A 13102-nucleotide genomic window follows, 5' to 3' on the forward strand; every position below is an offset into this window, starting at 1 on the left:
GCCGAGGCTCGCCGCTGCGGACAGGACTCGGGGCCAGGAGGCCGCGATCTGTCCGCCAGGGCGAGGCTCGGCGCGCCGGGCCAGTGGACCGGTCCGGGCCAGCGCCCGGCGGCGGCCAGGGCCCGGCGGCGGCGCGCGCGCCGAGGCTCGGCTCTGCGGACAGGACTCGGGGCCAGGAGGCCGCGATCTGTCTGCCAGGGCGAGGCTCGGCGCGCTGGCGCGCGCGAACGACGGACGGGAGGCGCCCCACCAGCCGGTGGAGTGCCTCCCGTCCGTGGGTGGTGCGACTACTCGGCGGTCCGCCCGCGACGGCGGGCGACCAGCAGGCCGGCGCCGAGCGCGAGGAGCAGGAGCGCCGCGGCGCTGCACGACGCGAGTTCGGCGCCGGTGAACGCCAACTGCCCGGCGCCCGCGGCGGTGATGGTGATCGGCGACCACCCGACCAGGGCGCCGTCCGCTCCGACGACCGCGATCCGGTGCGCGCCAGCTGTGGTGTCGGCGGGGATCGTGACCCGGACCGAACCGTCGGCGGCGACGACCGGGGTGCCGAGCAGGACCGGCGCCGAGTACAGGAACACGGCGACGCGTTCACCGGCGTGCTCGCGGCCCATCGTGACCGTGATCGTCTCGCCCGCTCGTGCCGAGGCCGGTGCACTGATGCCACCGCGGTTCGCCGACGTCAGGGACGACTGGTCCGGAGCGCCGGGTGTGGTCGAACCAGGCGTGGTCGGCACCGGAGCCGGCGTGGTCGGGGCCGGGACCGGGGCGGTCGGCGTCGGGGTGGACTCACCGCCGCCGGGGCCCGGTGCCGGGGTTGCGCCACCGTCGCCACCGGGTGCGGGGACGGTCTCCTCGGTGCACGGGAACGTCCCGGTGCGGAGCGAGGAGCCGTCGGTGTCGTTGTCGTCGGCGTAGTACGTCGCCCGCTCGCCGTCGGTGCAGACGTCCGAGATCGCGAAGCCCTCGTTGGCCAGGTCGCGCGCCGCGCCGGACGGTGCGTCGTACACGGTCGCCGCGGTGAACGCGCCGTCCTGGACGTCGAACAGCGCACTGCGGCCGGCGCAGGCGTCGTCGCAGACCACCCAGAGCGCGTCGAGCGTCGGGTCGAACTGGACCTCGGCGACGACGGCGAACGGGGTGGCGATCGTGGCGATCCGCTTCGACGAACCGTCGTCCATCAGGGCGTAGGCGTACACGCTCGCGGTGCCCTCGACCCCGACGAAGAAGAGCCCGTCGCCGTGCCCGGTGTACCGCGTCGGCGCGTAGGCCGCGCCGGTGCTCTCGTCGACGAAGCCCTGCGCGGTGAGCCAGGAGTCCGGCACCCAGGTGACGCCCTCGAGTCCGGCGTTCGCACCGAGCCCCGGGAAGTCGCCGGTCAGGTCCCACTCGTCGGTGGCGTTCAGCGTGCGCTCGGAGCCGTCGGCGGTGGCGAAGCGCATGACCGCGGGACGGCTGGTCGAGGACCGGTCGTTGTCCCGCTCGGTCGACACGTAGACCGCGCCGGGGTCGTCCGCGGTGACGGTCACGCCCTCAGAGTCGGGGGTGCCGGAACCGTCGGCGTAGTGCAGCGTGGTGCCGGCCGCGTTCGACGGCGTCCAACCACCCGAGCCGTCGGAGACCATGCGGTAGAGCAGCCCGTCACCGTTCTGCACACCCCACAGCACGCCACCGCCGACGGCCGTGCGGGACGACTGCCAGTCGAGGCCGCTGAGGTCACCCGAGATGGTGTCCGCGTCGTCGAGCACCCGCTCGTCGGGGCCGCCGGGCCAGGGCTCGGCGGTGACGACACCGGCGAAGGCGTTCGCCGTGCCCTTCGTCGCCGCGGACGTCTGGGCGAAGTCCCCGGTGCCGTCCGGGTTCCGGCCGTAGGTCACGTCGGCGTGCTTCGTCCAGCTCGTCGAGTCGACGGGGACACCGGCCGGGGTCGAGAGGCGCGCGGAGTCCGCGCCGCCGAGTCCGAAGCCGAAGTCGGCCTCGTCCAGGACCGTGAACCCACCCGGGGCGATGGTGGTGCCGGCCGGGATCGCGTACGCGTGGGTGTCGTCGTCGTCCTGGAACACGTACCCGCCGAGGTCGACCGCCGTCGTGCCGGTGTTGGTCAGCTCGACCCAGTCACCCGGGGTGCCGTCCTTCGACTCGACCTCGTTGATGCGGATCGGCGAGGAGCAGTCGTTCGCCGCACCCTTCGTCGAGCTGGTCGTGTCGACGAGTGGGCCGGTGCCGTCCGGGCAGCGGCCGTACGTCACGTCGGCGTGGGTCGTGTAGGCGTACGACAGGACCGGGGCGCCCGTGGTGTCGGAGAAGCGCACCTCGTCGGGGTTGCCGAGGCCGAAGTCGAAGCCGTCCGCGGTGGCGGACTCCTCGTCGACCACGAGGTACCCGCCGGGTGCGACGACGCTGCCGGCCGGCAGGACGTACCGGGTGTGCTCGTCGCTGTCGTCGAGCATCGACCACCCGCTGACGTCGGCGGCGACGGTCGCGGTGTTGCGGAGCTCGACCCAGTCGGTGTCGTCGCCGTTCGACTCGACCTCGTTGATGACGATGCCGTTGGCGGCCACGGGGGCGACCGGTGCGGCGGCCGCGGGGGCGCCCCGGGTGGCGGGCGGCGCCGGGGCTGCGGAGGCCGGGGTGACCGCGAGGACGCCGGCCGCGACGACCAGGCCGGTCGCGATCGAGGCGCCGATACGCAGGGCGGGAGAGCGCATGGAGGTCCTTCGGTGTCGGGGAACCTGCACGACTGTTCAGCATCCACGGAACCACCCGGTGACGCCCGGGTGAACGGACGGGGTCGGCGGCGGGGGCCGGCACCCGCCCGTTTCGCGCTGGGCGACAGTCCGCGGGCGGCGGCACGCGAGCCGTGTCGCTGCGCGCGAACGCGGCTCCGCGCGACGGCCCGGCGCAGCGCTCAGTGCGCGATGAGCATCGTGCTCGCCCGCGGCGACAGGGCCGCGTCGAGCACCAGGCAGGCCGCCCCGACCGCGGCCACGTCGGTCCCCCGCCGGCTCTCGACGACGGTGACCGGGTGCTTCGGCACGAGGATCGGCGAACCGGAGATCGCCGCCGTCGCAGCCGGGAGGGCCGTGGCACTGATCCGGGACCAGAACGGTCCGCCGAACACCACCCGGTCCAGGTCGAGCAGGTTCACGATGACGACGACGGCCCGCCCCATCACCGTGCCGATCTCCGCCGCGAGGGCCTGTGCCGCCGGGTCGCCCGCCGCGATGGCTGCTCCGAGGGCGTCCCACGCCCGGTCGACGGCCGCCAGGTCCACCGCGATGCCGCCGTCGTCCGGAGCTGCGGTCCCGTCCGCAGGCACACGAGCACTGGGCAGGCCGTCGCCCAGCGCGATCCCCCGCTCGAGCGCGATCCGCACCAGCCGGTCGGGCATCACCGTCGCACCGACCTCGCCGCGTGTCCCGTCCCCGTCGGCCGTCCCGGCGAGCGCCCCCTGGTCGACCATGATGTGCCCCGCGTCGCCGGCGTTCGCGCCCGAGCCGCGGACGGGTTCGTGGTCGATGACGAGCCCGACGCCGAACCCGGTGCCGAAGTACACGAACGCGAAGTCCCGGGCCGCCGCACCCCGCTCGAGGAACACCTCGCCGACGGCCGCCGCGGTGACGTCCTTCTCGAGGAGCACCGGGTAGCCGGTCGCGTCGCCCAGGGCGTCGCGGAGCGGGACGTCCCGCCACCGTGGCAGGAACGGCGGGTCGAGCACGACGCCGGCCGCCGCGTCGATCGGCCCCGGCGACGCGATGCCCACGCCGAGCACGCTGTCCGGGGCGACGCCGGAGCGGCGGACCAACCCGTCGACCGCGGCGGCCATCGTCCGGACGACCTGGTCCGGGTCCTCGGCGTTCGGGGTGGAGGTGGTGGCCTCGGCGACGACCGCGCCCGCCAGGTCGAGCAGCACGTAGGTGACGACCGCGGGGTCGACGTGCACCCCGATCGCGAACCGGCTGCGCGCCTCCAGTCGGAGGATCGTGCGCGGCTTGCCGCGACCGGACACGACCGTGCCGGACTCGACGATCATGCCGGCGTCGATGAGGAACCGGGTGACGTTCGACACGGTCTGTGGGCTGAGGCCGGTCCGGCCGGCGAGCTCGACGCGGCTGAGCCCGTCGCGGGACCGGCGGACGGCGTCGAGCACGACCGTGCGGTTGAACCCACCCAGCGACGGCAGGTTCGCCCCGCGCCGATGCTCCGCCATCTGGCGACCATACCGCCGGTGACATGCGCCGTGCGACGGTCACGGTGTGTGCACCGACTCAGCCCGCCGCTGGCTTCTCCCCGGCCTGCACCGTTAGCCTGACCGACATGACGGACCTCCGCCTCGAAGAACTCTCCGCAGCGACCGCCGCCGCGGCCAACTCGCTGACGCTGAAGCCGGGGCAGGAGCAGTTCGTCCAGCCCACCTCGTACGCGCAGGCCGAGTCGGACGTCAAGCCGAGCGCCTCCTGGCCCCGCGTCGTCCTCGACGGGGACGAGGTCGTGGGCCTCATCATCGGCAGCTTCGACGCCGAGAACGCGCAGGAAGAACTCCGCAGCTGCATCTGGCGCGTCAACGTGGCCGCGAACGCGCAGGGTCGCGGCGTCGGTCGCTTCGCCGTGCACGGCCTGGCGGAAGAAGCCCGGAAGCGCGGCTTCGAACGCCTCACCGTGGTCTACGAACCGGGCACCGGCAGCCCCGAGGCCTTCTTCGAGGCCATCGGCTTCACGGTCGTCGGCGAGACGCAGTACGGCGACCACTTCGCAGCCCTGACGCTGTAGTGCCGGAACCGGTCGACTTCGGGGCCGAGGTCGCCGCCGTCGTCCGGGCGATCCCGCCGGCGCACGTCATGACGTACGGCGACGTGGCCGCGGTGCTCGGGTCGCGTGCGTCCCGCGCGGTCGGCAAGGTGATGGCGCACGAGGGCTCCGACCTGCCGTGGTGGCGGGTCGTCCGTGCCGGCGGGCTGCCACCCGTGCACCACGAGGCGCGCGCCCTCGAGCAGTACCGCGTCGAGGGCACGCCGCTGCGGTGGTCGCGGGACGGTGCGTCCTGGAGGCTCGACATGCCCCGGGCGCGCTGGTCGCCGACCGTGGACGGCTAGCGCTTCCGCGTCGTCGCCGCCGCGGCGCCGGGCTGCAGGTCGAACCGTGTGCCCTTCGGGTTCGACGGCAGCACGAACATGACGAACAGCACGAGCGACCCGATGCCCGGCAGCACGTGCAGGAACTGCCAGAAGCCGGACCGGTTCGCGTCGTGCAGTCGGCGCGCACCGAGGGCGAGCCCGCCGATCAGGGTGACGACGGCCCAGAGCACGAACAGGTACGAGCCGACCGGGTTCTCGAGCAGCGGGGCGTCCGGGGTGAACGCCTGCGGCACGAGCTGCAGCACCAGGCCGATCGCGAACGACGTCAGCCACCACCACCAGAACTCGGAGCGCGACGCCCGGCCGGTGAACACGGTGTACTTCCGCCAGAACCGTCGGACGGCCTCCGTGAAGGGTGCCCCGACGAAGGGGTCGCGCAGGGCGACACCGCCCGGCTGCACGTCGTCGGGCTGTCCGTCGTTGTGGTTCATCCCCCAAGCATCGCACCCCGGAACGCACATCGCGCCCCGTCGGGACGGGGCGCGATGTGCGGACGGGACGAGCAGGACGGCTAGACCAGCGAGTCCCGCCAGGCGGCGTGCAGCTGGGCGAACCGCCCGGTGCCGGCGATGAGGTCGGCGGGGGTGCCGTCCTCCACGATCCGGCCGTACTCCATCACGAGCACCCGGTGGGCGATCGCGACGGTGGACAGCCGGTGCGCGATGATCACGGCGGTGCGGTCGGCGAGCAGGGTCTCGAGACCCTCCTGCACCAGGCGCTCCGACGGGATGTCGAGCGACGCCGTGGCCTCGTCGAGGATGAGCACCTTCGGGTCGGCGAGGAACGCCCGGGCGAACGACAGCAGCTGGCGCTGCCCGGCCGACACGCGGCCACCCCGCTTGTTCACGTCGGTGTCGTACCCGTCCGGCAGCGCCATGATGAACTCGTGCGCGCCGACGGCCTTCGCCGCCGACTCGATGTCCGCGCGCGAGGCACCCGGCCGGCCGAGCTCGATGTTGTCCGCGACCGAGCCGGAGAACAGGTACGCCTCCTGCGTCACCATGACGATGGCGCGGCGCATGTCCTTCGGGTCGAGGTCCCGCAGGTCGACGCCGTCCAGCGTCACGGTGCCGGCGGTCGGGTCGTAGAACCGGGCCATCAGCTTCGCGAGCGTCGACTTGCCGGCGCCGGTGGACCCGACGAGCGCGATCGTCTGACCGGACGGGATGTGCAGGTCGAACTCCGGCAGCACCACCCGGTCGGCCGTGTACGCGAACTCCACGTGGTCGAAGTCGATCCGACCGCGGGCGTCCGGCAGCTTCGTCGGCTTCGCGGGGTCCGGCACGCTCGGCCGCTCCTCGAGGACGCCGGAGATCTTCTCCATCGCCGCCGAGGCCGACTGGTAGCTGTTGTAGAACATCGCGAGTTCCTGCGCCGGGTCGAAGAACCGCTTGGCGTACAGCGCGACCGCGAGCAGCGCGCCGATCTCCAGCGAGCCGCCGACGACCCGGAAGCCGCCGACGATGACGACGGCCGCCAGGGTGGCGTTGCCGATGAGCACCAGGCCCGGGTCGAAGATCCCGAACAGGTTGAACACCCGGGCGTTGGCCTGGCGGTTCAGCTCGACCTGCTCGCCGTACTCGGTCTCGTTGCGGGACTCCTTGCGGAAGGCCTGCACCGCCCGGATGCCGGTCATCGTCTCGACGAAGTGCACGATCACGCGGGCACTCGTGGTGCGGGTGGAGCGGAACAGCTGCTGCGAGCGCTGCTGGAACCACCGGGTCAGGAACCACAGCGGCACCAGGGCGATCGCGAGCACCAGGCCCGAGGTCGGGTCGAGGAACACCAGTGCCACCGCGGTGAACACCATGTACAGCACGCCCTGGATGAGCTGGTTCAGGCCGGAGTCGAGCAGCTCGCGGATGGAGTCCAGATCACTGGTCTGGCGCGAGATGATCCGCCCGGACGTGTACGTCTCGTGGAACTCCAGCGACAGCCGCTGCGTGTGCAAGAACACCCGCTTGCGCAGGTCGAACAGGATCGCCTGGCTGATCCGCGCCGCCAGCACGGTGTACCAGGCGGTGAGGACCGCGCCGACGATCGCGATCGTGATGTACAGCCCGACGACGAGGAACGCCGGCATCCAGTCGTCGCGGTCGAGCACGGCGGGCAGGGCGTTGTCGATGCCCCACGCGATGAGCGTCGGGCCGGCGACCTGTCCACCGGTGGAGAGCACCACGACGACGGCGATGCCCCACAGCCGTGCCTTGAGCGGGGCCGCGAGCGAGCTGAGCAGCGACAGCGACCGGCCGCGGAGGCGACGACTCTCGGCCTTCGTGAAGTCCTCGCGCTCCTCGCCGCGGGTGCCGTGCACGGTGATGGACGCGGTGACCGGGGCTGCTGCCTCGGCCGCCTGCGTGCCGGTGCCGACCTGCGCGATCGGCACCGAACCTCCCCCCACGGCCTCGGCCGCCACGTCGCTCCGCAAGCTCCGCGACGCGTCGGTACCGGGCCGCGTGGGCCCAGGCTCCTGGTCGACGGTCACGGGCCGGTCGTGGTCGGTCTCGTTGCTCATGCCATCGCCTCCTCTCGGTCCTCGGCGTCGTCGTCGTCGAGCGACGAGATGACGAAGCGGTAGTGCTCGTTGGTGGCCATCAGCTCCGAGTGGGTGCCGACGGCGGTGACACGGCCGTTCTCCATGAGTGCCACGCGGTCGGCGAGGGTCACGGTGGACGGACGGTGGGCGACGATGAGCGAGGTCGTCTCGGCGAGGACCCGGCGGAGGCCGGCCTCGACGCGCGCCTCGGTGTCGACGTCGAGCGCGGACAGCGGGTCGTCGAGCACGAGCACGCTCGGCCGCGCGGCGATCGCCCGGGCCAGTGCCAGACGCTGCCGCTGGCCGCCGGAGAGGGACAGTCCCTCTTCACCGACGCGGGTGTCGACGCCGTCCGGCAGGTCGTCGACGAAGGACGCCTGGGCGATGTCGAGCGCCTCACGCATCACCCGGTCGGCCTCGGCACCGGACAGGTCCGGCCGGCCGAGCAGGACGTTGTCGCGGACGCTGGACGAGAACAGCGTGGCGTCCTCGAACGCGACGCCGACGTGCCGACGGAGTTCGGCGCGGGTGAGGTCGCGGACGTCGACGCCGTCGATCGTCACCGATCCCCCGGTCACGTCGTACAGCCGCGGGACGAGCGAGAGCAGCGTCGTCTTGCCGGAACCGGTGAGCCCGACCAGCGCCATCGTCTCGCCCGGTCGGAGCTGCAGCTCGACGCCGTTCACCAGGTCGGGGAACTGCGGCGGGGAGTCCTGGTAGCGGAAGTGCGTCGCGTTGAACGACAGCGCACCACGCGGTTCGGTGATCGTCTTCGGCGATGCCGGGTCGGTGATCGTGTTCTCGGAGTCCATGACCTCGAAGAACCGGTCGACGGCGGTGCGGGTGTCGAAGGTCATCGACAGGAAGAACCCGATCGACTCGATCGGGAAGCGCAGGACCGTCGCCGTCGCGAAGAACGCGAACAGCTGGCCGACGCTCAGCTCCCCCTGGCTGGCGAGCCAGATGCCGGCGAGCAGACAGAGTGCGAACGCCACGTCCGGCACGAGCAGCAGCCAGAACCAGATCGCCGCGATCGCCTTCGCCTTCTCGATCTCGGTGCCGCGCAGCTGCTCGGCCTGCTCGGCGAACTCGTCGAGCTTGTACCGACCACGGCCGAACGCCTTGAGCACGCGGATGCCGTGCACCGACTGCTCGACGCTGGTGGCGAGGTCGCCGACCTGGTCCTGGCTGCGGCGCGCGACGATGGAGTACTTCCGCTCGAACAGGACGCTGTTCACCCAGACCGGGATCGAGGCGACCAGGAAGATCAGCCCGAGCTGCCAGCCGAAGGTGAACAGCACGCCGAAGCCGATGACGATCGTGACGACGTTGACGACCAGCAGCACGATGCCGAAGGCCAACCAGCGGCGGATCAGCGACAGGTCGGACACCGAGCGGGACAGCAGCTGCCCGGACTCCCAGCGGTCGTGGAACGCGACGGGCAGGTCCTGCAGCTTGGCGTACAGCGCGTTGCGCATGCTCGCCTCGATGCGGGTCGACGGTCGCATGACCATCTTCCGGCGGGAGGCGATGAAGAACGCCTCGAGGATGCCGAGCGCCAGCACGCCGAGGCCGGCGGGCCAGATGCGGCTGCCGTCACCGGACGCGAGCGGTCCGTCGACGAGTGCCTGCAGCACGTAGGGGATGACGAGCGCGACGACGGAGGCGCCGAGCGCTGCCAGCATCCCGCCGAACAGCCGCCATCGGTACGGCTTGACGTAGGGCCAGATGCGCGCGATGGCGCGGGCGGTGGATGGGCGCGCCGGTGTCGGCGCCGGTTCCCGGTGGGGTACCTGGGACATGCGTGTGCGTCCTCGTGCTTCGTACGGGCGCCGGTGCGGTCAGGTTGCGGCTGACCGGACGGGAGGCCCGGGGTGCGTTGCGTGGTCTGGTCGGCCCGGTGCCCGCTCGGGGTCCGCCGCGGGGGACGCGGAGACCCTCGGGTTGCGTCGACGCCGCTGGTACGGCGTCGCCCGTGGGGCGGGTGGGGCCGGTCGTGCGCCTAGGCGGACGGCGGTGTCGGTACGCCGGGAGCGGCCGTGCCGGTGGACGTCGATCGTGTCCGGGCAGCCGTTGCGGTGGTGCCGGTCGTCGTGTCCATCGTCACTCCAGTCTCGTCGTCGTCACCGTCGTGCCCGCGGTGCTGCCGACCTGAGAAGTCGTCAGCGATGAGGTCGCGGAGCCTTGCAGACTATCGGCACGGACTCCCAGGGCGCAACCAGGAACACGTGCAGGTTCGGTGCCGGTCGCCGCCGGGTCGGACGGGACTCAATGGAAGAAGTGGCGCTCGCCCGTGAAGTACATCGTCACACCGGCCGCCGTCGCCGCCTGGATGACCTCGTCGTCGCGGACACTGCCACCGGGCTGGGCGACCGCACGGACACCCGCGTCGAGCAGCACCTGCAGGCCGTCGGCGAACGGGAAGAACGCATCCGACGCCGCGACCGAACCGGCAGCGCGGTCCCCGGCCCGGTTCACGGCGAGGTGGCACGAGTCGACCCGGTTGACCTGCCCCATGCCGACCCCGACGCTCGCGCCCTGGTTCGCCAGCAGGATCGCGTTCGACTTCACCGCACGGCTGGCCTTCCACGCGAACGCCAGGTCCGCCAGGGTCTGCTCGTCGGCGGGCTCGCCGGAGACCAGCGTCCAGCTCGACTGGTCGAACGTGGTGAAGCGGTCGGCGTCCTGCACCAGGAACCCGCCGGAGATCTGCTTGATCTCCTGCTCGGCCAGGGCGAAGTCGCTCGGCAGCGTCAGCAGGCGGATGTTCTTCTTGCGGGACAGGACCTCGAGCGCCTCCGGGTCGAAGGCGGGGGCGACGACGACCTCGGTGAAGATGTCGGCGACCGTCTCGGCCATGCCGCGGGTGACCGTACGGTTCGCCGCGATGACCCCGCCGAACGCGGAGAGCGGGTCGCACGCGTGGGCTGCGGCGTGCGCCGAGGCGATCGGGTCGCCGGCGTCGGGAGCCGCGACCGCGATGCCGCAGGGGTTGGCGTGCTTGATGATCGCGACGGCCGGCTCGGTGAAGTCGTACGCGGCACGGACGGCGGCGTCCGCGTCGACGTAGTTGTTGTACGACATCTCCTTGCCGTGCAGCTGCGTCGCCTGGGCGATCCCGGTGCCGTCCGCGCTCGTGTAGAGCGCGGCGGACTGGTGGGCGTTCTCGCCGTAGCGGAGCGTCGTGGCGTGGTCGGCGGAGAACGAGAGGTGCGTCGGGAACGCGCTGGGGGCCTCCTGGCCGGCGCCCGCGGACGGAGCGGACGAGTCGGACGGGGCCGACGCGGCGACGACCTCGGACGCGAAGTAGCTGGCCACCGCGGTGTCGTACGCCGCCGTGTGGCCGAAGGCCTGCGCGGCGAGACGCTTGCGCAGCTCGAGCGTCGTGCCGCCCGCGCGGACGGCCTCGACGACCTCGGCGTAGGACGACGGCGACACCACGATCGCGACGTTCGGGTGGTTCTTCGCCGACGCACGGACCATCGCCGGGCCGCCGATGTCGACGTTCTCGACCACGGTGGCGGTGTCCGCGCCCGACGCGACCGTCTCGACGAACGGGTACAGGTTCACCACGACGAGCTCGAACGGGGCGATGCCGAGGTCGGCGAGCTGCTGCTCGTGCGACTCGAGCCGCAGGTCGGCGAGGAGGCCCGCGTGCACGGCCGGGTGCAGGGTCTTCACGCGCCCGTCGAGCGACTCCGGGAAGCCCGTGACGCTCGCGACGTCCGTGACGGCGTACCCGGCGTCGCGGATGGTCTGCGCGGTCGAACCGGTCGAGACGAGTTCGACACCACTGTCGGCGAGGGCGCCGGCGAGCTCGAGCAGCCCCGACTTGTCGCTGACCGAGACGAGGGCTCGACGCACGGGCACGACGTCCCGGTCGCGGTACAGGCTGGGGTCGGCGGCGTGCACGCTCATGCGGGGGTGGTGCCCTTCAGGTCGATGTGTCCGTTGGCGATGTCGAGGACGGTCTGGATGAGCAGCCGGCGTTCGACGGGCTTGATGCGGTCGTGCAGGGTCGACTCGGTGTCGCCGGGCAGGACCGGGATCCGCTCCTGCGCCAGGATCGGACCGCTGTCGACGCCGTCGTCGACCGCGATGACGCTCGCGCCGGTCTCGGTGACGCCGGCGGCCAGGGCGTCCCGGACGCCGTGCGCTCCGGGGAACTCCGGCAGGTACGCGGGGTGGGTGTTGATCACCGACGGGCCGAACTCGGCGACGACGGCGGGCGGCAGCAGACGCATCAGCCCGGAGAGGACCAGGAGGTCCGGCGTCCACTGGCGGATCTGCTCGGCGAGCGCCGCACCCCACTCGGCGCGGGTGGCGTAGCGGGTGAAGGGGACCGTGAAGGTCGGGATCGAGTACTCCTCGCCGAGCTGCAGGCCCTCGGCGTCGCGGTCCGCCCCGATCGCGACGACGCGGGCGGGGTACTCGGCATCGCGGGTCGCCTCGAGCAGGGCTCGGAGGTTCGACCCGGTACCGGAGATCAGGACGACCAGTTCGAGCACGGGGACAAGCCTAGCGGGGCGGCGTGCTGCGCTGCGTTCCTCGAGGACGGGCAGCGCCGGACCTGGAGCGGTCCGGCGCTGCCCGGGCGTCTGCTCAGAACTGCCAGTTGCCCGTGTCGGGGAACGACGTCTTGCCGTTGAACGTCTGGACCGCAGACTGCGGGTTGACTCCCGGGCGGAACCGCACCGGCACGTCGGCCCTGCCGTACCGGTCGGCGACGGCGGTGGTCGTCACGCCGTTGGTCGTGACGGAGACCGTCGCACCCGGCAGGGCCTCGTACTCGAGCACGTGGTCGAAGCGACCGGCGCGGACGTCACGGACGATGCGGTCGATCTGTCGTTCGGTCGTCTGCTCGATGGCCTGCGGCACGGCTGCCTGGCCGAAGTCGACGTGCACCGGGACGACCGGGGCGCCGCCGGTCGTCGTGATGCCGAAGTCCTCCGCGTCGAGGCCGGTCCCCTTCACCAGGAACCGCCCGGGACGGCTCGGCGAGGACCAGTCGGACGAGATCACGGCGTCCACGACCTGGCCGTCCTGCACGAGCTTCAGGTTCGTGACCCGGTCCACGTCCACCACGATCAGGACGGACCGCGGGTTGGGCACCACCGTCACGTTGGTGACCGGCGAGGTCGTCTCCGCCCCGGGTTGGCCGGGCGTGGAGGACGAGGCGGTGGTGACGGGAGCGGCCTGCGCGGCGACGGGTGCGAGCACCAGGCCAGCGCCGACGAGCGCGGTGGCGCCGGCGACCAGGAGTCGGGATCGGTTCATGAGGATGTCCTGTTCTACGAGGGGAACGACTCGGATCGAGCCGAGGAGATCCTCCAGAACAGCGCTGACAACATCTGGAATGTCATGTCCAAGCGGTGGTCAGCGGCTACGGGACGGAGGCCAGGAGGGCGACCTGAGCTGGGCAGCGCCGGACCCG

At 72.3% G+C, this 13102-nt stretch carries 10 protein-coding genes; 2 read left to right on the top strand and 8 right to left on the bottom strand.

The window, feature by feature from the left end; all coding sequences use genetic code 11:
- Positions 1-287: 287 nt before the first annotated feature.
- On the bottom strand, positions 288-2705 hold the full coding sequence (locus DEI97_RS15510; RefSeq protein ID WP_111073860.1) for a lamin tail domain-containing protein: 2418 nt from the start codon (positions 2703-2705) through the stop codon (positions 288-290).
- A 200-nt stretch (positions 2706-2905) separates the two neighbouring features.
- Positions 2906-4207 (bottom strand): ROK family transcriptional regulator, encoded by a 1302-nt coding sequence (locus tag DEI97_RS15515; RefSeq protein ID WP_111073861.1) that lies wholly within the window; start codon positions 4205-4207, stop codon positions 2906-2908.
- Positions 4208-4314: 107 nt separating this feature from the next.
- On the opposite strand from DEI97_RS15515, the gene DEI97_RS15520 reads away from it, so the two are divergent.
- Complete coding sequence (locus tag DEI97_RS15520) at positions 4315-4767, top strand: GNAT family N-acetyltransferase (protein ID WP_110903587.1); 453 nt, start codon at positions 4315-4317, stop codon at positions 4765-4767.
- Positions 4767-5090: an MGMT family protein gene (locus DEI97_RS15525; RefSeq protein ID WP_111073862.1), complete on the top strand. Its 324-nt coding sequence runs from the start codon at positions 4767-4769 to the stop codon at positions 5088-5090. Before DEI97_RS15520 ends, DEI97_RS15525 begins: the two co-directional genes overlap by 1 nt.
- Here the strand turns inward: DEI97_RS15525 and DEI97_RS15530 are convergent.
- From DEI97_RS15530 to DEI97_RS15555, 6 genes are all read right to left on the bottom strand, one after another.
- Positions 5087-5563 carry a DUF805 domain-containing protein gene (locus DEI97_RS15530; RefSeq protein WP_181439146.1) on the bottom strand — a complete coding sequence of 159 codons (477 nt, stop codon included), beginning with the start codon at positions 5561-5563 and terminating at the stop codon, positions 5087-5089. The genes DEI97_RS15525 and DEI97_RS15530 overlap by 4 nt on opposite strands.
- 80 nt (positions 5564-5643) lie before the next feature.
- The gene (locus DEI97_RS15535) at positions 5644-7452 is read right to left on the bottom strand and encodes an ABC transporter ATP-binding protein (RefSeq protein ID WP_111074187.1); all 1809 of its coding nucleotides are present in this window, start codon (positions 7450-7452) and stop codon (positions 5644-5646) included.
- A gap of 191 nt (positions 7453-7643) precedes the next feature.
- Complete coding sequence (locus DEI97_RS15540) at positions 7644-9470, bottom strand: ABC transporter ATP-binding protein (protein WP_111073864.1); 1827 nt, start codon at positions 9468-9470, stop codon at positions 7644-7646.
- 466 nt (positions 9471-9936) lie between these two features.
- Positions 9937-11586 (bottom strand): bifunctional phosphoribosylaminoimidazolecarboxamide formyltransferase/IMP cyclohydrolase, encoded by a 1650-nt coding sequence (purH, locus tag DEI97_RS15545; protein WP_111073865.1) that lies wholly within the window; start codon positions 11584-11586, stop codon positions 9937-9939.
- Positions 11583-12176 (bottom strand): phosphoribosylglycinamide formyltransferase, encoded by a 594-nt coding sequence (gene purN, locus DEI97_RS15550; protein WP_111073866.1) that lies wholly within the window; start codon positions 12174-12176, stop codon positions 11583-11585. Before purN ends, purH begins: the two co-directional genes overlap by 4 nt.
- Before the next feature lie 94 nt (positions 12177-12270).
- Entirely contained in the window at positions 12271-12945 is a 675-nt protein-coding gene (locus DEI97_RS15555) for a hypothetical protein (protein WP_111073867.1), read from the bottom strand.
- Positions 12946-13102 lie beyond the last annotated feature (157 nt).

Origin of the sequence: Curtobacterium sp. MCLR17_032 (genome assembly GCF_003234795.2) — a bacterium.
Lineage (GTDB): Bacteria > Actinomycetota > Actinomycetes > Actinomycetales > Microbacteriaceae > Curtobacterium.

What these genes read in the sequence shown, in the direction of transcription:
- DEI97_RS15540 (WP_111073864.1), bottom strand. Translation starts at nt 9,470, where the DNA reads ATGTCCCAGGTACCCCACCGGGAACCGGCGCCGACACCGGCGCGCCCA.
- DEI97_RS15520 (WP_110903587.1), top strand. Translation starts at nt 4,315, where the DNA reads ATGACGGACCTCCGCCTCGAAGAACTCTCCGCAGCGACCGCCGCCGCG.
- purH (WP_111073865.1), bottom strand. Translation starts at nt 11,586, where the DNA reads ATGAGCGTGCACGCCGCCGACCCCAGCCTGTACCGCGACCGGGACGTC.
- DEI97_RS15510 (WP_111073860.1), bottom strand. Translation starts at nt 2,705, where the DNA reads ATGCGCTCTCCCGCCCTGCGTATCGGCGCCTCGATCGCGACCGGCCTG.
- DEI97_RS15530 (WP_181439146.1), bottom strand. Translation starts at nt 5,563, where the DNA reads ATGAACCACAACGACGGACAGCCCGACGACGTGCAGCCGGGCGGTGTC.
- DEI97_RS15555 (WP_111073867.1), bottom strand. Translation starts at nt 12,945, where the DNA reads ATGAACCGATCCCGACTCCTGGTCGCCGGCGCCACCGCGCTCGTCGGC.
- DEI97_RS15515 (WP_111073861.1), bottom strand. Translation starts at nt 4,207, where the DNA reads ATGGCGGAGCATCGGCGCGGGGCGAACCTGCCGTCGCTGGGTGGGTTC.